General features: G+C 69.5%; 17 protein-coding genes and 1 pseudogene. 2 read left to right on the top strand and 16 right to left on the bottom strand.

Annotation, left to right across the window (positions count from 1 at the left end):
- Positions 1-453 precede the first annotated feature (453 nt).
- The 15 genes from AC31A1_RS15290 to AC31A1_RS15220 all read right to left on the bottom strand — a co-directional run bounded on the left by AC31A1_RS15290 (position 454) and on the right by AC31A1_RS15220 (position 17,309).
- Entirely contained in the window at positions 454-1,566 is a 1,113-nt protein-coding gene (locus AC31A1_RS15290) for a right-handed parallel beta-helix repeat-containing protein (RefSeq protein ID WP_489653836.1), read from the bottom strand.
- Positions 1,567-1,609: 43 nt separating this feature from the next.
- Positions 1,610-2,638 carry a pectinesterase family protein gene (locus AC31A1_RS15285; RefSeq protein WP_489653835.1) on the bottom strand — a complete coding sequence of 343 codons (1,029 nt, stop codon included), beginning with the start codon at positions 2,636-2,638 and terminating at the stop codon, positions 1,610-1,612.
- A 1-nt stretch (position 2,639) separates the two neighbouring features.
- Positions 2,640-3,803 (bottom strand): pectinesterase family protein, encoded by a 1,164-nt coding sequence (locus AC31A1_RS15280; RefSeq protein ID WP_489653834.1) that lies wholly within the window; start codon positions 3,801-3,803, stop codon positions 2,640-2,642.
- Between the two features lie 89 nt (positions 3,804-3,892).
- The gene (locus AC31A1_RS15275) at positions 3,893-5,191 is read right to left on the bottom strand and encodes a pectate lyase family protein (RefSeq protein WP_489653844.1); all 1,299 of its coding nucleotides are present in this window, start codon (positions 5,189-5,191) and stop codon (positions 3,893-3,895) included.
- 29 nt (positions 5,192-5,220) lie between these two features.
- Positions 5,221-6,009, bottom strand: coding sequence for a rhamnogalacturonan acetylesterase (locus AC31A1_RS15270; protein WP_489653833.1), 789 nt, complete (start codon positions 6,007-6,009; stop codon positions 5,221-5,223).
- Between the two features lie 109 nt (positions 6,010-6,118).
- Complete coding sequence (locus tag AC31A1_RS15265) at positions 6,119-7,456, bottom strand: ABC transporter substrate-binding protein (RefSeq protein ID WP_489653832.1); 1,338 nt, start codon at positions 7,454-7,456, stop codon at positions 6,119-6,121.
- 114 nt (positions 7,457-7,570) lie between these two features.
- Positions 7,571-9,082 carry a glycoside hydrolase family 43 protein gene (locus AC31A1_RS15260; RefSeq protein ID WP_489653831.1) on the bottom strand — a complete coding sequence of 504 codons (1,512 nt, stop codon included), beginning with the start codon at positions 9,080-9,082 and terminating at the stop codon, positions 7,571-7,573.
- Positions 9,079-9,924 carry a DUF6807 domain-containing protein gene (locus tag AC31A1_RS15255; RefSeq protein WP_489653830.1) on the bottom strand — a complete coding sequence of 282 codons (846 nt, stop codon included), beginning with the start codon at positions 9,922-9,924 and terminating at the stop codon, positions 9,079-9,081. Before AC31A1_RS15255 ends, AC31A1_RS15260 begins: the two co-directional genes overlap by 4 nt.
- Positions 9,924-11,141: a Gfo/Idh/MocA family protein gene (locus AC31A1_RS15250; protein WP_489653829.1), complete on the bottom strand. Its 1,218-nt coding sequence runs from the start codon at positions 11,139-11,141 to the stop codon at positions 9,924-9,926. The genes AC31A1_RS15255 and AC31A1_RS15250 overlap by 1 nt, the downstream gene beginning before the upstream one ends.
- A gap of 49 nt (positions 11,142-11,190) precedes the next feature.
- Positions 11,191-12,075, bottom strand: a complete 885-nt coding sequence (locus AC31A1_RS15245) for a carbohydrate ABC transporter permease (protein ID WP_393752911.1) — start codon at positions 12,073-12,075, stop codon at positions 11,191-11,193.
- Positions 12,072-13,007 carry a carbohydrate ABC transporter permease gene (locus AC31A1_RS15240; protein WP_489653828.1) on the bottom strand — a complete coding sequence of 312 codons (936 nt, stop codon included), beginning with the start codon at positions 13,005-13,007 and terminating at the stop codon, positions 12,072-12,074. Before AC31A1_RS15240 ends, AC31A1_RS15245 begins: the two co-directional genes overlap by 4 nt.
- Before the next feature lie 96 nt (positions 13,008-13,103).
- On the bottom strand, positions 13,104-14,834 hold the full coding sequence (gene araD / locus AC31A1_RS15235; protein WP_489653827.1) for an L-arabinonate dehydratase: 1,731 nt from the start codon (positions 14,832-14,834) through the stop codon (positions 13,104-13,106).
- Positions 14,822-15,730: a dihydrodipicolinate synthase family protein gene (locus tag AC31A1_RS15230; RefSeq protein WP_489653826.1), complete on the bottom strand. Its 909-nt coding sequence runs from the start codon at positions 15,728-15,730 to the stop codon at positions 14,822-14,824. Before AC31A1_RS15230 ends, araD begins: the two co-directional genes overlap by 13 nt.
- The gene (locus tag AC31A1_RS15225; RefSeq protein WP_489653825.1) at positions 15,727-16,440 is read right to left on the bottom strand and encodes a GntR family transcriptional regulator; all 714 of its coding nucleotides are present in this window, start codon (positions 16,438-16,440) and stop codon (positions 15,727-15,729) included. Before AC31A1_RS15225 ends, AC31A1_RS15230 begins: the two co-directional genes overlap by 4 nt.
- A gap of 119 nt (positions 16,441-16,559) precedes the next feature.
- On the bottom strand, positions 16,560-17,309 hold the full coding sequence (locus AC31A1_RS15220; protein ID WP_489653824.1) for an MBL fold metallo-hydrolase: 750 nt from the start codon (positions 17,307-17,309) through the stop codon (positions 16,560-16,562).
- A 124-nt stretch (positions 17,310-17,433) separates the two neighbouring features.
- Between AC31A1_RS15220 and AC31A1_RS15215 the strand changes: the two genes are divergently transcribed.
- Positions 17,434-18,027 (top strand): HD domain-containing protein, encoded by a 594-nt coding sequence (locus AC31A1_RS15215; RefSeq protein WP_489653823.1) that lies wholly within the window; start codon positions 17,434-17,436, stop codon positions 18,025-18,027.
- Positions 18,028-18,044: 17 nt separating this feature from the next.
- Here AC31A1_RS15215 and AC31A1_RS15210 read toward each other — a convergent pair whose 3' ends face one another.
- Positions 18,045-18,635: a TIGR03086 family metal-binding protein gene (locus AC31A1_RS15210; RefSeq protein ID WP_489653822.1), complete on the bottom strand. Its 591-nt coding sequence runs from the start codon at positions 18,633-18,635 to the stop codon at positions 18,045-18,047.
- Positions 18,636-18,788: 153 nt separating this feature from the next.
- Between AC31A1_RS15210 and AC31A1_RS15205 the strand changes: the two are divergent.
- Positions 18,789-19,955: pseudogene (locus AC31A1_RS15205) on the top strand (MFS transporter); the annotation flags it as partial.
- Between the last annotated feature and the right edge of the window lie 395 nt (positions 19,956-20,350).

Raw genomic sequence — 20,350 nt, 5'->3', positions numbered from 1 at the left:
CCTTTATCCGATCGATACACAACACACAGGACGGGGAATTACCCGTGTATGGGGCGCACTTGACCTCGCCTTGGTGGACTTCTCCAACCGTCGTGGACGCGACTGCGAACGGGGGAACGCGTGATGGGTGACGGCAAGGACCCGGCCGAGGTCCTCGACATCAAGACCGCCAGGCCCTGACCGCGCTGGTGAGTCCCTCGACCGGCTGGGCGAACCCTGGGGCAATGACAGACAGGGCAAGGAGTTCGACGACTCCTGCAAGCCGTTGCAGAAGAAGATCGAGGGCGCGGCGGGCACGCTGGTCGGACGAAGGCTGCCCATGAAATTCGTCAAGGCGGACTGGGATCCCGAGGCGCCCGGTCCTTCGCGGTGTGGGAAAGCACGGACAAGACGGGCTGACGGCGAGGACGGGGGCCCGGCCCCATGACACCCGAACCGGGCCCACCGCACAGGTCAGTTCATCGTCGCGCCGATCGTCGTGCTCCCCGTCGTCAGGAACGTCGTGGACGGGAGCGTGCCGCTGGAGGAGCGGGCGTTGTACGTCGTCGACGCGTCCGTGGAGATGAAGGACGGGGTGGAGATGCCGGAGTCCCAGTTGTTGCCGGACGAGGTGACCGCGGAGCCCTTGGTGACCGAGCCGCTGCCGTTGCCGACCGCGAGGTTCTTGCCGAGTTTGGCGGAGCTGGTGGCGAAGTAGTAGCCCCACTTGCTGTTGGCGTACGCGGTGGTGCGGTTGATGACGAGGGCGCCGGTGTTGGAGTTCTCGGTGAAGCCGTTGCCCGCGTTGCCCCAGGCCGCCGAGTTGTTGATGACGTGCGCGACGACCTCGCCGTCACCGCCCAGCTTGTAGCCGTTGCCGTCGCCCGCGAACGCCGAGTCCGACCAGCGGTTGACGCCGTTGCCGAAGGACCAGGTGTGCTCGACGGTCACCGGCGTGGAGAAGGACCAGAAGTCGATCCCGTCGTCGGAGTTGTTGTACAGCCGCGCCCCGGTGACGAGGTTCCCGCTGCCGGAGCCGAACTTGATGGCGACCCCGTCCGCGTTCTCGCCGTGCGTCGCGGCGTCGTAATTGCCGTACGAGTCCAGGTTCTTGACCGTGTTGTTGACGGTGCCGTCGCCGGTGAGCGTGAAGCCGGAGTCGCCGCCGTTGATGGTCTTGACGTCGTTCCAGTTGGTGCCGGTGCAGGACTGGCAGACGACCGCGCTGTCCGGGGAGTTCTGGAAGGTGAGGTTGGAGACGTTCCAGTAGTCCGCCGTCAGCTTGAAGATCCAGGATCCCGACGGCAGTGACGAACCGTCGATCTTGACCGTCTCCGAGCCGTACGCGGTGAGCGTGACCGGCGAGGACGACGTGCCGTTCGTCGTGGACTGGAGGGTGGCCGTCGGGTAGTACGTGCCGCCGCGCACCTGAATGACCGTGCCGGCGGCGGCACTTGAGATCGCGCTGGTCAGTTCGGCGGTCGTGTCGACGACGACCGTGGCGGCCTGCGCCTGGGTGGGGAGGACGGCCAGCCCGGCGCCGAACGCGAGGACTGTGCCGAGGGTGAGAGCGGTACGACGAGACATAGGAGTGCGGTCCTTTCGTCGTTCACTTGCGGATGGGGGGACTTCAGGGACGCCAGCCACCGAGATAGGTCGCAGGGGTGTGCAACTTGGCCTCGGTGGCAGTGAGTTGGGGCCGGTTCTCCGGGACGGTGATCACGGCGCCAGGTCCCGTGTTGCGGTACTCGTGGAAGCGCATCGACTGCCAGGGATAGGCGTCGCGCATGTTCGTGTAGGGCGCGACCGGGTCGATGCCGGGCCCGATCCGGGTGTTCCGCACGACGAGGGACGGCCAGGCCGTCGTCTCGTACGACGGGACCCACGGCCGGGCCAGCTTGTACGCGGCGTCCTCGGCGCCGGAGGTGATCCGCGAGCGGACCGCGAGGATGCCGTGCGGATTGGCACGGGCGGTGGACGGGGCGAAGACCATGCCCTTGGGCGTGAAGGCCACGTCCCGTCGCAGGGTGTGGAAGTGGCAGTCCGCGAAGACCGCCGTCGCCCGCCCGAAGACGAAGTCGACGTCCCCCTCGATGTAGCAGTGGGAGAAGTACTGCCGGTCGAAGGCATCCAGCGCGGACGTGTCCACGAACAGCGTGTCCTGGTGGGCCAGAAGTCGGACGTGCGCGAACTGCGAGCGGTCACCCGTGACATACGCGGCCACCGCCTGCGTCCCCGTGATCTCCGGGTGGTCCGCGCGCAGCCAGTCGTTGGCGAGGGTGAGGTCCCGTACGGTCAGCCCGGGCGCCGCCGACGTGAAGGTCGCGGAGCCCGCCGTACCGTACGTCCCCGAACCGTCCGGTTTCTGCGTCCCGTTGGCGTTGTCGTAGACGATGACGGCGTCACGCGGGTCGCGGGTGGCGCCGCGCAACGTCAACTCCCCCGCTCCCACAGGTACGTTGACGGCCTCGCGGTACGTCCCCGGGTGCACGACGATCGTCCACCCGCCGCCCTCCACCGCGTCCACGGCCGCCTGCACCGAGTCACCGGGCCGGACATGCAGGACCCGACGACGGTCGAGCGCTACGGCGGGCTCGGCACCGGCGGCCACCAGACCACCGGCGAGCCCGGTCAGAAGGGTGCGTCTGCGCACGGCCATCTCAGCGCCTCCGCCCCGGTGTCCAGTCGCCGAGATACGCCTCACGGGTCGCCGACTGGGCCTGTTCGGCGGTGAGTTGGGGCCGGTTCTCCGGCACGCTGATCACGGCGCCCGGGCCCGTGTTCCGGTACTCGGCGAACCGCTGGCTCTGCCAGGGATAGGTGTCCGACATGTTGGTGTACGGCGCGACCGCGTCGATCCCCGCACCGAGCACCGTGTCCCGCACGGTGAGCATCGGATGGGCGGTGGTGTCCGAGCCGGGCACCCAGGGACGGGCCAACTTGTAGTAGCCGTCCGGGGCTTGGCTGCTCACGCGGCTGTGCGTCACCAGATATCCGCGCGGGTTCGCGACCGCCGTGGAGGGCGCGAAGACGAAGCCGTACGGTGCCGCCGCCAGGTCGGTGCGGTTGAGCGTCCGGAAGTGGCAGTGGTCGTAGACGGCGGTCGCCCGCCCGAAGACGAAGTCGACGTCTCCCTCGACGTAGCAGCGCGCGTAGTACTGGCGGGCGAAGACGCCGAGGGCCAACGAGTCGGCGTACAAGGTGTCTTGATGGCCGAGGAAGTGGCAGTCGAAGAACGCCGAGCGGTCGCCCTGCACCTTGATCGCGACCGCCTGTGTGCCGGTGACCCCGGGGTGGTCGGCACGCAGCCAGTCGTTGGCGAAGGTGATCCGGCGGGCCGTGAAGCCGTCGGTGCGGATGGTCGTGGTGGCCGAGCCGGAGGTGCCGTATGTGCCCGAACCGTCCGGTTTCTGGGTGCCGTTGGCGTTGTCGTAGACGATGACGACGTCACTCGGGTTTTCGCTCGCGCCGAGCCAGGTCATCTCCGTGGCGGCGGCGGTGAGTTGGCCGGTGGTCGGGTCGGTGACTCCGGCGGTGACCGTCTCGCGGTAGACGCCGGGCGCGATGACCAGGGTGTACCCGGCGCCGGTCGCGGCGGTGACCGCGGCTTGGACGGTGGTGAAGTCGCCCCGGCCGCGCGGGTCGACGTACAGGGTGAGCGGGGTGAGGCGCGCGGCCGGTGAACCGTAGCGGCCGAACGGGCGTGGCCTGCCGACGGCGACGGCGGGGACGGCGGTGAGGCCGAGCGCGGCGCACGCGCCGGCGCTCGCCATGAGGAATCCCCGTCTGGGCAGGGGCAGTTGGAGGGAGTGGTGCGAGGGCATGCGGGTGCTCCTTCGCGGTGCGGCTCGTGAGGTGGACCCCGGTACCGGGCCGGTCGGACGGAGCCGGCCCGGTTTCCGGTGCGGTGGTGTCAGCGCAGGCGGCCCGCGCCCGCGCCCCGGTCGACGACGAACGGCACGGCCTTCGCGGGGTCGATCTTCGTGCGCAGGGTCGGCGTCCAGCCCGCGCCGGACTGGAGGATCTCAGTCGGAACACCCGCGTTGTGGACGGCGATCAGGTCGGTGAGCCTGCCGTTGACGTAGTTGTCGTCGGCGGAGAGCGGCGCCTCGGACCACTTCTTGAGGATGGTCGCCTCCGAGATACCGGCCGGGACCGTGAACGCGTTGTGCTCCGCGACGAGTTGGGACTCCTTGCCGATGCCGTAGCTGTAGCCGTAGCCCGGCTCGGCGACGAAGTGGTTGTTGTACGAGTCGACTTGGCCGAAGCGGACGCGCGGTGCGCGCTCGACGAGGTTGGAGAACAGGTTGTGATGGAGCGTCACCTTCAGGTGGCCCCGGTCGATGGCGGCCGTGGACGCGCTGTCGCTGTTGCCGATGAGGATCGTCTTGTCGTGGTCGGTGAAGACGTTCCAGGAGGCGGTGACGTAGTCGGCGCCCTTCACGACGTCGAGTTCGCCGTCGTGCTGCTCGAAGATCCGACCGTAGTAGGTGGGCAGCGAACTGTCCGGGTGGTCGCCGTCGGTGAACGTGTTGTGGTCCAGCCACACATGGGTGGAGCCGTAGATGACGGCGCTGTCGTACTCGGAGTTCCAGTTGCCGGTGTCGCCGTCGGTCGGGTCCCACTGCGGGAAGCAGTCGAGCGGGCTCTCGAAGGCGAGGTTGCGGATGATGACGTTGTCGACGGCGGTGATCTGCAGGCTGGCGCCCTTGAAGCCGGCGCCCTTGCCGATGCCGATGATGGTGGTGTTGGCGGGGACGAACGCCTTGATGGCGGTGTTCTGGTTGGCGGCGGAGACGCGGCGCAGGCCCTCGGGACTGTCGGCGGGTTCGTTGTCGAGGTTCTGGTCGTAGCCCCAGACGGCGGGGTCGTAGGTGGCGAGGTACTGGGCGAAGTCGTAGCCGGGCGCGGCGAAGGAGTCGCAGCCCTCGGCGTTGGCGTCGATCACACCCTTCACTCTGATGATCTTCGGCGCGGTGCCGCCGGCGGCCAACGCGGCTTTGAAATCGGCCCAGTTGGAGACGGTGTAGACGTGCTCGGGGGTGGCGGCCGCGCCACCGCTGGTGCCGGTGCCGTACGAGGCCCAGCCGTCACCGGCGCCGAGCGTCTCGCGGGCGAGGCTGCGCGGATGAGCCTGCGCGGTGGTGCTCGTGAGGGCGAGAGCCAGTGCCGTGCAGCCCACGAGCGACGCGATGACGCGTCCATGACACATAGATATACGCACTGTGCGGGTCTCCTTGCTCAGAGGCCCGAGGCGTCCGTCGCCTCGGGCCAGGTGATCCAGGACGTGGGAATGTCGTCGCGCAACCGGACGACGTCACGCGGCGCGAGCACCCGGGTGCGCAGCAACTCCCGCGCCACGAGCCGCGCCACGGCGATCGCACCGGGCGGATTGAAGTGCGTGTTGTCCTGCTCGGTGTCGGTCCAGTTGAAGTAGACCTTCGTCTCTTCCACCCCGAGCCGCTGCCACAGCGCGAGCGACAACGCCTCGATGTCGAGCAGCGCGACACGTTCCTGTTGGGCGAGCGCACGCATCGCCGCCGGGTAGTCGCCGTGCGTCGGCAGCGCGTTGCCGTCGACGTCGAACCGGCGGCGCTCGACGGGGGTGGCGAGCACGGGCCGGGCGCCACGGCCCCGCGCCCCGTCGATGTACATCCGCAGATAGTCCTGGTAGGTCGTCCAGGGCTCGGTGTAGCGGGTGGGGTCGGCGGTCTTCTCGTCGTTGTGCGCGAACTGGACGAGGAGGAAGTCGCCGGGCCGGATGGCCGCGAGAATGGCGTCCAGCCGCCCCTCGTCGACGAAACTCTTCGAACTCCGGCCATTGACAGCCTGGTTGGAGACTTTCACCTCCTTGCGCAGAAAGAAGGGGAGGGCCATTCCCCACCCCGTTTCCGGGGCTTCGGTGGAGTACTTCTGGGCGGCGGTGGAATCACCGGCGATGTAGAGGGCGCGATCCCGACGAACACCGCCACCACGTAACGGAACGGCGGCGAGAGCACCTAACGCGACTTGCCTACGGGTAAGGGACACGATGGTTCACCTTCCGGCTTGGCTTTGTCTTTTGCTTTTAGGGGCGCGGGGAACTGCGCGACCAGCCACAACGGACCCGCAGTCCCCCACAAACCGAAACCACCCGAGCTCAGTGGTTCTGCTTCCAGTCCGCCTGAGCCTTGTTCAACTGGTCGGCCAACGTGTCCAGGAACTCCTTCGCCGTCATCTTCCCCAGCAACAGCTTCTGGAAGTTCGGCTCATTGTCCGCCTTGGAGATGGTGTTCCAGTCCGGCAGGTAATACGGCAGCTGCACAATCTTCGTGGAGGCCCCGTTCAACGCCGCCGCTGCCAACTGCGTGGGCTCGGACTTCTGGATCCACGCCGCATCGGCCGCATCCGTGTTGGCCGGAACCTGCCCGGCGGACTCGTTGTACTTGGAGTTCTCCGCGGCAGACACCGCGAACTCGATGAACTTCCAGGCCGCTTCCTTGTTCTTGCTGGACTTGAACAGACTCAGCCCGTCAACGGGGTTGGAGATCTGCACCCGCGTACCGTCGTCCAGCGTCGGATTGGGAATGCCCTTGAACTTGTCCGCGCCCAGAGCCTTCAAGTGGTCCTGATAGGACCCGAGGTTGTGACTCAGCATCCCGATCGTGCCGCTGTCCCACTGCGCGACCATCTTCGTGAAGTCGTTGTTGAGGTCGGCGGACGGAGTGTCCTTCTTGAACAGGCCGACGTACTTCGCCAACGCGGCAACGTTCTTGGGGTCGTTGACCGTCGTCTTGTCACCGTTCCAGAAAGACGTGATCCCGGTCTGCCCGTACACCGCGTCCAACGCCGGCGCGATGGACCCCTCACCACCCCGAATGGTGAACCCGAACTTGTTCTTCGCCTTGTCGGTCAGCTTGTCCGCGGCGGCGTAGAACTTCGACCAGGTCGTCGGCGCGTCCAGTCCCGCCGCCTTGAACAGGTCGGTGCGGTACCACAGCGTGCCGTTGTTGGCGGAGGTGGGAATCTGGTACAACGTGTCCCCGCCCCCCGCGCTCTTGCTGACGTCGAGCAGGTTCTGGCTCAACTTGCCGTTCAGAGGACTCGACTTGAGCCGGCTGTCCAACGGCTCCAGCGCCCCCTGCACCGCGACCTCCGCGAGCACCGCCGTCCCCACACCACCGACGTCGGGCAGACCCCCGCCCTGGATCGCGGTGTCGTACTTGGACTGGGCGCTCGCGGCCGGTATCCCGACGTACTTGACCTTGATGTCGGGGTTCTTCTTCTCGAAGTCCGCGATGATCTGCTTCCAGATGTCGGTGCGGACACCGCCGTTGTTGTCCCAGAAGGTGATCGTGCCCTTGCCGGACCCCTCGTCGCCCTTGTCTCCCGCGGCGCCGCTGCCGTCGTCGCCGCAGGCGGTGGCGGTCAGCGCGAGCACGGAGCCCAGGGCGACGGCCACGGCGGCACGCCTGCTTCTGCGGATGCTGGTCTTCATAGAGCGGCTCTCTTCTAGTGGATGCGACGGTGTGATGGCCTCGCGGGCGGTGGGCAAGCGCTTGCCACGGAGGTGCGTCATTGCGACTCCCAACAGGCGGATGGGCAGGGTGAGTTAGAGAGGACTGATCCGGAACCGCGTGAAACCGGCCGCGCCGGCATGTCCCGTGCCGACGGGCGCGAGCGCGAAGAGCCCGAGCAGGGCGCCGACCCAGCGCCAGGGGGTGGCGGCGAAGACCTGGCCGGTCGGACGCGGCCCGTCCCCGACGTCATAGAAGAAACGGCATCGCGCGCCCGCGCCGATCTCGATGCGCAGCCGGACGCGGCCCTCGGGGGCGAGGCGGGGCTCCGCCGCGTCCCGTTCGCGCTCGGCGACGGGCTCGGCGAAGCGGTGGACGAACATCACCCGGCCGTCCGTGCTCCGCTCCAGCCCGATCCAGCTGTACGCGTCGCCGAGCACGGCGAGTCCGGCCCGTGCGCCCAACTCCTCGCTGTGCAGCCACAGTTCGACCTCGACCGCGACGGGCGTGCCGGGCAGGCGCTGGGTGAGGAGGTTCGGGAGTCGGCGCAGGTCGTGCGCGTCGGCCGAGCGGGCGCAGGTCAGTCGCAGGCCGTCGCCCGAGTGGTGGGTGGCCCAGCCGTCCTGCGGGTTCGCCGTCCACTGCCACTGGCGGCCGTACCGTCCGCCGGGGAAGTCGTCGTCGGTGGCGGGCGCGGCGGGCGGCTGCGGCGGAAGGTCCGGTTTCCGGTGTACGGCTACGGGGGCACCCGCGTCGCCGATGACCGGCCAGCCCTCGTCGTCCCAGCGCATCGGCTGGAGGTGGACCAACCGGCCGTAGGCGCCCCTCTGTTGGAAGTGCAGGAACCAGTCCTCGCCGGTCGGGGTGCTCACCCACGCGCCCTGGTGGGGGCCGTTGACGTCGGTGTCCCCTTGTTCCAGGACGACCTTCTCCTCGTACGGGCCGAAGAAGCCGCGTGAGCGGAGCGCGCCCTGCCAGCCGGTCTCAACTCCCCCTGCGGGGGCGAGGATCCAGAACCAGCCGTCGTGCTGGTGGAGTTTGGGGCCCTCCAGGGTGAACCAGCCGGGGATGCGGTCGGCGTCGACGATCACCTTGCCGTCGTCGAGCAGGGTCGTGGCGTCGGGGTGCATGCGGTGGCCGGTGAGGCGGTTCTTGATGCCCGCGCGGGACTTGGCCCAGGCGTGGACGAGGTAGGCCTCGCCATCATTTTCGTCGTCCCACAAGGGGCACGGGTCGATCAGGCCCTTGCCCTCCTTGAGGAGGTGCGGGAGGGTCCAAGGGCCGCGTATCTCGGGGGCGTTGATCTGGAAGATGCCCTGGTCGGGATCGCCCCAGAAGATCCAGAAGCGTTCGTCGTGGTACCTCAACACGGGGGCCCAGACGCCGCAGTCGTGACGTGGAGTACTGAACTCCCTCGCGGGTTCCAGGCGTTGGAGGGCGTGACCGACCAACGTCCAGTTGACCAGGTCGCGGGAGTGCAGCAGCGGGAGGCCCGGGACGCGCCCGAAGCTGGACGCGGTGAGGTAGAAGTCGTCGCCGACGCGGATGACGTCCGGGTCGGACCAGTCGGCGTTCAGGACGGGGTTCGTGTACGTCTCGTGCGTCACTGGCTGACCGCCTTCCGCACGAGTGCCGCGGCCTCGGCCCGGTCCAGGCGGTCGTCCGCGACGACGGTGACGATCCGTCGTACGACCGTGTCGCCGGGCGGTATCGGCAGCCGCTCGTCCGACGCCAACGACGCGCCCACGCCCGGGTATTCGGCGGTGCGGACGAACCACGGGTCCTGGCGGGAGCGGTCCGTGGCGCCGGCGAAGACCAGCGTCCAGCCGGTGCCGGCGAGGGCGAGCCAGTCGGCGCGGGTGCCGTGGATCTCCGGTTCGCCCTCGTGGTCGGCGGTGAAGACGCGCGGGGTCCCGGCCTCCTTGCGGGCCCGCCAGAAGAAGCCGCCGTACGCGGCTCCGGGGCGGCCGTTGGTGGCAGGGCTGCCGATCGAGAGGGGGTCGGGCGTCACGTTGGTGAGGGAGAAGGTGAAGTCCAACGCCCAGGCCGTGTCAGTGAGTTCGGTGGCGGCGACCGTACGGCGTTCGCGGAGCAGTTCGGCGCCGGAGGCCACCCAGCGGAGTTCCTCCACGAAACCGTCGGGGTCGCGGAGCTGGAAGCTGGAGTGGCGTTGGGCGCCGTGGTTGTCCAGTTCCGTGGGGCCCTGGTCGCGGACGTAGGTGCGGCCGCCCCAGAAGTTGTGCCCCTCGACGTCGGGAACGGCGACACCGACGCCGAGGTGGTGGGTGTGGTCGACGGGGCTCAGCTCGGTGACCGCCGTGCCGGCCAGGGTGGTCACGGGGTGCAGATAGGGGCGCGGGGAGAGCCGGTCGGGCAGCTCGGGCCGGGTGACGTACCGGGCGACCGGGCGGCCCGCGACGCGCAGCACCGGCGTGTCATGGGTGATCATCAGGTGCTCACCTCTTTCGGTGGGGCCCAGGAGGCGCCCAGCTCGGAGTAGAGGGCGAGGGTGTCGGCCGCCGCCGTGACCAGTGCGTCGATGCCGGGGACGACCCGACGGTTCTCGGTCGGGATCAGGTGCCAGGCGTCGGTGGGCAGCGGGGCCGGATCGGGAGCCTGACGAATCGCCTCAACGACCTTCATGAAGGCGCCTGTTGCATCCGGCTCGACCAAAAGCGCGTCACCGTCGGTGAGATGGGCGACCAGGTTCTCCAGCAGGTCCGTGCTGCCGTACTCGAACTCCTCCGGGCCGTGGCCCGCGCGCTGGAGCAGGACGCGGTCCTGCTTGTACCAGTAGGTGATCCGGCCCTGGCTGCCGTGCACCAACACGTAGGGCTCGCCGGGGTGTTCGGCGCACAGGGTCACCGCGACGGTGACCGGGCGGCCCTGGACGGTGGTGACGCGGACGCAGGAGGTGTCGTCGGACTCGATGTCGTTGGCGCGCACGAGTTCGGTCTCGATGCGGACGACGTCCTCGGCGCGGGTCGTGTCGTTGAGGGCGAGGGCGGTGGCGACGGCGTGTGCGAGGGGGTTCGTCAGGGCGCCGTCGATGACGTCGACGCCGTTCAGGCGCCGCTTGCCCGCCCAGGGAGCGCGCCGGTAGTACGCCTCGTCGCGCGCCCAGGCACCGGCCCCGCCGACCCCGGTCACCGTGCCGATCGCACCCTTGGCGATCAGCTCGCGGATGCCGGGCACGGCGTGCGAGCCCAGCGACTGGAACCCGATCTGGCAGACCACTCCGGCCGCGGCGACCCCGTCGGCCATCCGGCGGAACTCGGCGTACGACGGCGCGGGCGGCTTCTCCAGCAGCAGGTGCACGCCCCGCTTCGCGGCGGCCAGGGCGAGGTCCGTGTGGGTCGGGATCGGGGTACAGACCACGGCGGCCTGGGCGTCGGTGGAGTCGAGGAGGGCGCCGAAGTCCGGTGACTGGGCGGGGAGTTCGCCCCCGAACTCCTCCTCGGTAAGCGGGGTCAGCTCACAGATGCCGACGAGGCGTACGAGCCCCTTGTCCTGGAGCCGGCGGATGTTCTCGACGTGCCAGCGTCCGTGGCCCCGGGCGCCCGCGAGGACGATGGAGACGGGCGGGGTGAGGGGTGTGGCGCCGGGTGCGGCGAGGGGTGCGGTGGCGGATGCGGGAACGGTCGTAGGACCGGTGTTGGTGGTCATGGGATTCTCCCTGCGTCGACGATCTTCGCCAGCAGGGTAAGCGGTTGCCTCATCCCTTCACCGCCCCCGCGCTGAAGCCGGTGATCAGCCACTTCTGGATGAAGGCGAACACGATCACCACCGGTATCGCCGCGACGATGCCGCCCGCGGCGAGGGCGCCGAGGTCGACGCTGTCCGCGCTCATCAGGGTGTTGAGGCCGACCGGGATCGTCTGCTTGCTCTGGTCGGACAGGAACATCAGGGCGAAGAGGAAGTGGTTCCAGGCGTGCACGAAGGCGAAGGAGCCGACGGCGATCAGCCCGGGCCGCAGCAGCGGGAGGACGACGATGCGGAACGCGGCGAAGCGGTTGCAGCCGTCGACCCAGGCGGCCTCCTCCAGGGACTGCGGGACGTTCCTGATGAAGCCGCTGATGAGGATCATCGAGAGCGGCAGCTGGAAGACGGTCTCGGCGATGATGACGCTGCCGAGCGAGTTGATCATCTGGAGCTTGGCGAAGATCTGGAACAGCGGGACCAACAGCAGGGCGCCCGGCACGAATTGGGAGCAGAGCAGGGCCAGCATGAACGCGCGCTTGATCCTGAACTCGAAGCGGGCGAGCGCGTAGCCGCCGGCCAGCGCGACCACGGTGGTGAGGATCAGGGTGGCCACGCCGACGTAGACGCTGTTCTGGAAGTAGACGCCGAAGCTGCGTTCGGTCCACACCTTCTGGAAGTGGTCGAGGGTCATCGGCCAGGGCACGAGGGAGGTCGAGCCGGCCGGGCGGAACGCGAAGAGCAGGATCCAGTAGAAGGGGATCAGGGTGAAGACGAGGTAGATCCCCAGGGGGACGTAGATCTGCCAGCGCGGGACCTCGTCCCAGGCGCGGCGGACCTTGCGCGGCTGCTGCGGTGCGGCGGACTCCCGCTCGCGGGCCGGAGCGATCTCGGTGATCACTTGTCGCCGCCTCCGAACTTGCTCAGGCGCAGATAGATGATCGAGAAGAAGAGAAGGATGACGAAGGCCACCGTGGTGAGGGCCGACGCGTAGCCGAAGTTGTGGGCCTCGACGCTGGTGTTGGCGACGTAGAGCGGGAGCGTGGTCGTCTCGCCGGCCGGGCCGCCGCCGGTCAGGGTGTAGAGGAGGTCGACGTTGTTGAACTCCCAGACCGCGCGCAGCAGTGTGGACAGGACGATCGCGTCCTTGAGGTGCGGCAGGGTGATGTTCCGGAACTGCTGGAAGCGGCTGGCGCCGTCGACCTCGGCGGCCTCGTACAGGTCTTTTGACACGGACTGGAGGTCGGCGAGGATGAGGATCGCGAAGAAGGGGACGCCTCGCCAGAGGTCCGCGACCACCGCTGCGGAGAAGACGGTTGAGGGGTCGGACAGCCAACTCGTGCCGTACTGGCCGATGCCCATGTCGGCGAGGTAACGGGTCACGCCTGTCTGGGAGTTGTAGAGCAGCACCCAGATCGCGGAGGTGAGGACGCCCGACACGGCCCAGGGGGAGAACACCAGCGCGCGGCCGATGGACCGGCCCACGAAGGTCTGGTTGACGATCAGCGCGAGTACGAGACCGAAGAGCAGTTGGAGGCCCACCTCTACGACGACCCACTTGGCGCTGAACGTCAACGTGTCCCAGAACTGGGGGTCGTTGGTGAAGGCGTGGGTGAAGTTGTCGAGGCCCGCGAAGCCGTTGCGCCACGGTTTGGTGGGGTTGTAGTTCTGCAGGCTGTAGTAGAAGACGCTGATGACCGGGTAGGCGATGAAGCCCAGCATGAGCAGCGCCGCCGGGGCGATCAGCAGGTACGGGAGCCTGCGCGGGGTCGCGGAGGCACGGCGCCGCCGGGGTGGCGCGGGCGGTTTCGCCACGGCTGCGGCTTGGGCCATGACTGTTCTCCGTTCAGTACAGGACGCTCAGTACAGGACGCTCAGTGCAAGAAACTCGGCACAGGAAGCGCTTGCTCCACAGGCATGGGAAGGAGCTCAACCGGCGTACGGATCGGGCACCTTGCCCGGCCGGGCCAGGAACTCGAAGTCGCAGCCGGTGTCCGCCTGGGTGATCTGGTCGTTGTAGAGCGCGCCGTAGCCGCGCTCGTACCGTGCGGGCGGTGGTGTCCACTCCGCCCGGCGTCGCTCCAACTCCTCGTCGTCCACGTTGAGTTGGAGGGTGCGCGCCTCGACGTCCAGGGTGATGGTGTCCCCGGTCCGTACGAGCGCCAGTGGTCCGCCGACGTACGACTCGGGCGCGATGTGCAGCACGCACGTGCCGTAACTCGTCCCGCTCATCCGGGCGTCGGAGATCCGGACCATGTCCCGGACACCCTGCTTGAGGAGGTGGTCGGGGAGCGGGAGCATGCCGTACTCGGGCATGCCGGGGCCGCCCTTGGGACCCGCGTTGCGCAGCACCAGCACGCTGTCGGCGGTGATGGCCAACTCCGGGTCGTTGATGGTGCGTTGCATGGTCCGGTAGTCGTCGAAGACGACCGCGGGGCCGGTGTGCTTGAGCAGGTGCGGTTCGGCGGCGATGTGCTTGATGACGGCGCCGTCCGGGCAGAGATTGCCGCGCAGGACGGCCACCCCGCCCTCGCTCGCGACCGGGTTGTCGCGCGGTCGTATGACGTCGTCGTTGTGCACCCGCGCGCCGTCGAGCTGCTCGCGCAGGGTGTCGTACGAGACCGTCGGCCGGTCCAGGTGGAGCAGATCGGTGATCCGGGAGAGGAAGCCGGGCAGGCCGCCGGCGAAGTGGAAGTCTTCCATGAGGTACGTCCGTCCGCCGGGCCGTACGTTCGCGAGGACCGGGACCGTGCGGGCGATGCGGTCGAAGTCGTCGAGCGTGAGGTGGACGCCCGCGCGGCCGGCCATGGCGATCAGGTGGATCACGGCGTTGGTGGAGCCGCCGAGGCCGAGGACGGTGGTGACGGCGTCCTCGAAGGCTTCTTGGGTGAGGATCGACGAGAGAACACGCCCTTTGTGGACTTGTTCAACGATCCTCATGCCGGATTGCGCGGCCATCCGATCGTGCCCCGAGTCCACGGCGGGGATGCTCGACGCACCCGGCACGGTCACCCCGAGCGCCTCGGCGGCGGCCGTCAGCGTGGACGCCGTCCCCATGGTCATGCAGTGCCCGGGCGAACGCGCGAGGCCGCTCTCCAGCTCGGTCATCTCGCACTCGCCGATGAGGCCGGCGCGCTTGTCGTCCCAGTACTTCCACATGTCGGTGCCGGAGCCGAGGACCTCGTTGCGCCAGTGGCCCGGCAGCATCGGCCCGGCGGGGACGAAGACGGTGGGCAGGTCGACGGACGCGGCACCCATCAGAAGCGCGGGCGTGGACTTGTCGCAGCCGCCCATCAGCACGGCACCGTCCACGGGGTACGACCGCAGCAGTTCCTCGGTCTCCATGGCGAGGAGGTTGCGGTAGAGCATCGGGGTCGGCTTCTGGAAGGTCTCGCTGAGGGTGGAGACCGGGAATTCGAGCGGGAAGCCGCCCGCCTGCCACACGCCCCGCTTGACCGCCTGGGCGCGCTCGCGGAGGTGCACATGGCAGGGGTTGATGTCCGACCAGGTGTTGAGGATCGCGATGACGGGCTTGCCGAGGTGTTCCTCGGGGAGGTAGCCGAGCTGGCGGGTGCGGGCCCGGTGGCTGAAGGAGCGCAGCCCGTCGGTGCCGTACCACTGGTGGCTTCTGAACTCGTCCGGTGACTTCATACGGACCATCCGGCGGCTATCGCGGCGACCTCGGCGCGCTCGCTCTCGGGCAGGGGCCTGCTGGGCGGGCGGACCTCGCGGCGGCACAGACCGAGGGACGCAAGCGCTTCCTTCACGATGGTGACGTTGTTCGCCGAGCCGTTCGCAGCCCTTAGTTCCTCGAATCGGCGGATCTGTTCCCACACCTTCATCGCCCCCGGATAGTCCGCGGATCGAAGCGCTTCGATCATGTTCAGCGAAACGGACGGGGCGACGTTCACGAGCCCCGAGGTGAAGCCGGTGGCGCCCGCCGAGAAGTAGGAGGGCGCGTACGGTTCGGCCAGCCCGGCCACCCACACGAAGCGTTCGAGCCCCGCGTCCCGGGCGAACGCGGCGAAGCGGGCCGCGTCCGGGACGGCGTACTTGACGCCGATGACGTTCGGGCAGTCGTCGGCGAGTTCGGCGAGGCGGGCGCCGAGGAGTTGGGCGTTGCGGATGTACGGCACGACGCCCAGGTCGGGCACGGCCTCGGCGATGGCGCGGTGGTAGTCGACCCAGCCGCCCTGCGAGACGTACGGGTGGACGGGCTGATGGACCATCACCATCTGGGCGCCGAGATCGCGGGCGTGCCGGGCGGAGGCGATGGCGGTGGGTACGTCGTGTCCGACGCCGACGAGGATCGCGGCGCGGCCGCCCGCCTCGTCGATGGTCAACTCCGTTACGAGCTGCCGTTCTTGAGGGGTGAGGGCGTAGAACTCGCCGGTGTTCCCATTGGGCGTGACGATCTTGACCCCGCCGTCGAGCAGCCGGCGGAGCAGGGCCCGGTGGGTGTCCTGGTCGACGCCGCCGTCCTCGGCGAACGGGGTCACCGGGATCGCCACCACGTCGGCCAGGGCGGTGCGTTGGGCCTCGAACCTCGCCGTCATGCCCGACCGTCCTCTCCGTAGGTGTCCTGTCCGTGGGTGTCTCGTCCGGGGGTGTCCCGTCCGGGGGTCTCCAACTCGGTGCCGGGGAAGGCCCGTTGGACGAACGACGCGATGTGGGCGTGCAGTGCGGTGGCCGCGCCGTCCGCGTCACCGCCGAGGGCGAGCCGCAGGATCTCCCGGTGTTCGCCGGCCTCCCGTTCCCAGGAGGGCGAGGCGGCCCAGGCGACGGCGGAGACGAGGGCGGCCTGGTCGCGGACCTCGTCGAGCATCCGGCCGAGCAGCGGGTTGCCGCACGGCAGGTACAGGGCGCGGTGGAACTCCCGGTTGGCGAGGGAGCGTTCGGCGGTGTCGGTGGCCTCGTCGGCGCGGGTCAGCGCCTCGCGGGCGTCGTCGAGGGAGGCGTGGCGTCGTACGGCACGGCGGAGCGCCTCGGGTTCGAGGAGCAGCCGTACGTCGTACACCTCGCGCGCCATGTCCGCGTCCACCATGCGCACCGTGACGCCCTTGTACTGGTTCATCACGACGAGCCCGGTGCCGGCCAGGGTCTTGAGCGCCTCGCGCACCGGGGTCTTGGACACCCCGAACTGTGCGGCGAGGTCGGTCTCGACCAGTGGCTGACCCGGCGTCAACTGCCCGGTGAGGATGCGGCGTTTGATCTCCTCCTGCACGTACTGCGTGCGGGAGGGGATCGGCGTGGGCACAGAGGTCATGCGCGCCTCTCGGATCTCACATATGGCGTCTCATATATGACGTACGAAGTACGACGGGTTGAAGGTAGGAGCAGCCCTGTGTTTCGTCAATGCTTCCGACAAAAGAACGAGAAAGCGCTTCACATGGTCTTGGTGACGCCTTCCAGCGCGGCGGAGGTCCGGCCGGGGAAGATCGCGGCGGCACGTTCCAGGGCCGCTTCCCTGGTGAGGGTGGGTCCGACGTGGGTGATGAGGAGTTCGCGCGCGCCCTTGGCGCAGGCGGCGGCGTCCTCGGGCGTGAGGTGGACTTGCCGTTCGCCTTCGCGATGCCGGTCGATGTCGGCCTCGCAGAGGAACACGTCGGCGCCGCCCGCGAGTTCGGCCAGCGCCTCACAGGGTCCGCTGTCCCCGGAGTACCCCAGGACACTCCCCTGGCTCTCGGCGCGCAGCCCGTACGCCTCGGTGTCGTGGACGACGGCGCGTGCGGTGAGCCGGAGGTTCCAGTGCCGGACGGCGTGGCCGTCGTAGAGCGGCCGGAAGTCGAAGACGCCGCTCAGGAACCGTACGTCCGGCTGCCCGAAGAAGCCGGCGAGCCGGCGGGCGCAGTCCTGCGGGGCGTAGAGCGGGATCGGGGAGGTCGGGGTCATCCCGCCGTAGGCGAACGCGTAGGCCGCCGCGAGGAGATCGGCGCTGTGGTCGGCGTGCAGATGCGAGATCCAGATCGCGGTGAGCCGCGCCGGATCCGTGTGCCGCTGCAACTCCGCGAACGTCCCCGTCCCCGCGTCCAGCCACACCTCGGCGCCCCCGCCGCGCAGCAGGTACCCGGAGCAGGGGCGGCCGGGGCGCGGATGCGGGGAGGCTGTGCCGAGGACGGTCAGACTGAGAGGCATCGTGGGGAAGAGTACGGTTCCGGGACCCGGGGCACTCACGGTTCAGGGCGTTCCGCGGCGCCCGGCCTCCGGGTGGTCTACCGGGATCCACAAGACGAAGCGCGCTCGGTACCCTGACGCGGTGATGACCAACGCTCTCCTGTCGAAGGCGATGAGCGGCACCGTCGACCCCCCTCTGCTCCCCCTGCCGGATCGTGTTGTCGAGCTTCTGACGGAGCTGGGCAGCCCGCCGCGGCTGGCGGCTCACCTGCGAGCCGTCCATGACGTCGCGCATCAGCTGGTCGTCTGGGTGGAACAGCGCTACCCGGACGTGGCCTTCGACCGCGAGGCGGTGCTCTTCGGGGCGGCGACGCACGACGTGGGCAAGACGGTGCACGTCTCCGAGCTCTCCGGGCCCGGGGCCGCGCACGAGGAGGCGGGGCAGACCCTCCTGCTCGGGCACGGCGTCAGCCCGGAGCTGGCCCGCTTCGCCGCGACGCACGCGTCGTGGGCGCGGTCACCTGTCGGTCCGGAGGACCTCCTGGTGAGCCTCGCCGACAAGGTCTGGAAGAACAAGCGTGTTCCCGAACTGGAGGATCTCGTCGTGGCCCGGCTGGCCGAAGCGACGGGCAGGGCGGTGTGGGAGGAGTTCATCGCGCTCGACGAGGTTCTCGCCCGCATCGGTGACGGGGCCGACGAGCGGCTGACGTTCCAGGCGTCCTTCCCGATCCACGCCTGAGTGCTCGTCGGACTCTCCTACGGCTTCCAGCCCGGGTCACGTCCGCTGAGCCCCAACGCCCTTTCCAGCAACGGCGCTTCCTCCGCCACCGGTACCACCGGGCCGAAGATGCCGCCCCCGCGGGTCGGGTCCTGTGTGGCCGCGAGGAGGAAGCCGTACGACGTCTGGAGTGCGGCCGGGTCGGGGTCGTAGGGGCGGCCGGTGGCCACCGCCAAGTCCCAGCCGTGGATGACCAGTTCGTCGGCGACGACGGCCGCGGCGACCGCGCCGGGGAGGTCGACGCCGCCCGCGCGAGTCATGCCGGTCCAGGCGGCGGGGTCGCGCCATGCCTCGGCCAAGTCGTCGAGTGCCTTGGGGAGTTGCTCGCGCCAGCCGGGGCCGATGTCCGGGGCGGTGGCGCCGGGGTTGGTGTCGGTCGTGACGCCCAGGTCCTTGCGCGCGGCGTCGCGGAAGGCGACGGACAGGCCGAGCACGTGCCCCAACATGTTGCGTACGGCGAGTTCGGGACACGGCGTCGCGTCCGTCAACTGCTCGTCGGTCACCCCCTCGGCGAGCCGTGCGATGACCCGGGTCTGGGGGCCGAGGTCGAGGATCGTGTCGTCGGTCATGCGTATCTCCTCAGGGACGGGACTCCACTCATGAGGTAGACCGACAGCGGCCCCGAAACTCATCGCGCACCACGGCCGCGTCTCCACCACCGCGCGTTTCTACGGCACCTGCCCGATGCCGTCGCCCCCGTCTTAGACCCACGATGACCAGGCATGACGACAAACTGGGCGGTGACGCGCATCCTGCGGGACCGCAACGCGGGGCTGTATTTCGTGGGCCTGGTCGTGTCCGCTTTCGGCACGTCCGCGCTCGGGCTCGCGGCCGGCGTGTGGGTGAAGGACCTCACCGCCTCGAACGGCCTCGCCGCGCTCTGCACCTTCACCGTGTGGGCCCCGACCCTGTTCGGCCCGGCCCTCGGCACGATCGCCGACCGCGTCCGCCGCAAACCCCTGCTGATCAGGACGAACCTGGGCCTCGCCGCCCTCCTCCTCACCCTCTTCGCCGTCCACTCCCGCGCCGACCTGTGGCTGCTCTTCGCCGTCCTGTTCGTCTACGGCACCACCGTCGTCGTCCAGGACCCCGCCGAGTCCGCTCTCCTCGCCGCCGTCGTCGACCGCGACCTCCTCGGCGACTTCAACGGGCTGCGGATGACGGCCGTAGAGGGCATGAAACTGGTCGCGCCGCTGACGGGCGCGGGCCTGTACGCGGCGTTCGGCGGGCCCGCGGTGGCCGGTCTGGACGCGGTCACGTTCGCGCTGGCGGCGGCCCTGTGGCTGCTCGTCCGCGCGCGGGAGGAACCGCCCCGGCGCCCCGCCGGCACCTGGCGGGCCCAAACCGCCGAAGGCGTACGCGAGTTGTGGGGGCATCCCCTCCTGCGCCCGCTGGTCCTGGCGGGCGGGGCCACGATGTTCCTCGCCTCCCTGAGCAGCTCCACGACCTACGCGATCGTCGACGCCCTGGGGCACAACCCGGCCTACACAGGCGTGCTGTACGCGTCCCAGGGCACCGGTTCGGTGGCGGTCGGTCTCGTCTCCGGGCCTGCTCTACGACGGCTCGGCGACCGGCGGTTCGGGGCGGCCGGCATCGCTCTCACGGCGGCCGGGGTGGCCGCACGGGCGGTGCCGTCCGACCCGGTGATCCTGGCGAGCAGCGCGGCGATCGGGCTGGGGCTCCCGTGCGTACTGATCGCCGCGTTCACCGCAGTGCAGCGGGAGTTGCCGGGTCCGCTGCTCGGCCGGGCCACCGCCACCGCCAACACCCTGATCTTCACACCGAACGTGATCGGGCTGGGGGCGGGGGCGGCACTGGTCGAACTGGCCGACTTCCGGGTGCTGTTGGCGACGACGGGCGCGGCGCTGCTCGCAACAAGCGTGTCCTTGACGGTACTTGGGACGACCGTGCCTCTGGCGCCGCTTTCACCGGGCACGTCCCCGTCGTTGCCCGCACCGGACACGCCTCCGCCACTGCTTGGCCCGGACGCGTCTCCGGCATCACTTGATCCGGGCGTATCTCCGGCGCTGCTCGCCCCCGGCGCGTCTCCCCCGTTGCTTGGGCCAGGCAAGACGCCGGCGCCACTTGACCCGGCCTCGACTCCAGCACCGCCCGCACCACCCGCACCACCCGCACCACCCGCGCCGGACACGCCTCCCCCGTCGCCTACGCCCAGCATGTCTCCCCCGCTGCTTGGGCCAGGCATGACTCCGGCACTGCTTGACCCGGCCTCGTCCCCAGAACCGCCCGCACCACCCGCACCGAACACGCCTCCCCCATCGCC

Source organism: Streptomyces sp. P5F9 (assembly GCF_057961495.1).
The sequence above is the reverse complement of the archived record's forward strand: the minus strand, read 5'-3'. Positions and strand labels throughout refer to the sequence as shown.

Coding starts and splice junctions, on each gene's coding strand:
- AC31A1_RS15230 (WP_489653826.1), bottom strand. CDS start 15,730: ATGACGGCGAGGTTCGAGGCCCAACGCACCGCCCTGGCCGACGTGGTG.
- AC31A1_RS15225 (WP_489653825.1), bottom strand. CDS start 16,440: ATGACCTCTGTGCCCACGCCGATCCCCTCCCGCACGCAGTACGTGCAG.
- AC31A1_RS15250 (WP_489653829.1), bottom strand. CDS start 11,141: ATGACCACCAACACCGGTCCTACGACCGTTCCCGCATCCGCCACCGCA.
- araD (WP_489653827.1), bottom strand. CDS start 14,834: ATGGTCCGTATGAAGTCACCGGACGAGTTCAGAAGCCACCAGTGGTAC.
- AC31A1_RS15240 (WP_489653828.1), bottom strand. CDS start 13,007: ATGGCCCAAGCCGCAGCCGTGGCGAAACCGCCCGCGCCACCCCGGCGG.
- AC31A1_RS15275 (WP_489653844.1), bottom strand. CDS start 5,191: ATGTGTCATGGACGCGTCATCGCGTCGCTCGTGGGCTGCACGGCACTG.
- AC31A1_RS15285 (WP_489653835.1), bottom strand. CDS start 2,638: ATGGCCGTGCGCAGACGCACCCTTCTGACCGGGCTCGCCGGTGGTCTG.
- AC31A1_RS15220 (WP_489653824.1), bottom strand. CDS start 17,309: ATGCCTCTCAGTCTGACCGTCCTCGGCACAGCCTCCCCGCATCCGCGC.
- AC31A1_RS15210 (WP_489653822.1), bottom strand. CDS start 18,635: ATGACCGACGACACGATCCTCGACCTCGGCCCCCAGACCCGGGTCATC.
- AC31A1_RS15290 (WP_489653836.1), bottom strand. CDS start 1,566: ATGTCTCGTCGTACCGCTCTCACCCTCGGCACAGTCCTCGCGTTCGGC.
- AC31A1_RS15280 (WP_489653834.1), bottom strand. CDS start 3,803: ATGCCCTCGCACCACTCCCTCCAACTGCCCCTGCCCAGACGGGGATTC.
- AC31A1_RS15265 (WP_489653832.1), bottom strand. CDS start 7,456: ATGAAGACCAGCATCCGCAGAAGCAGGCGTGCCGCCGTGGCCGTCGCC.
- AC31A1_RS15255 (WP_489653830.1), bottom strand. CDS start 9,924: ATGATCACCCATGACACGCCGGTGCTGCGCGTCGCGGGCCGCCCGGTC.
- AC31A1_RS15215 (WP_489653823.1), top strand. CDS start 17,434: ATGACCAACGCTCTCCTGTCGAAGGCGATGAGCGGCACCGTCGACCCC.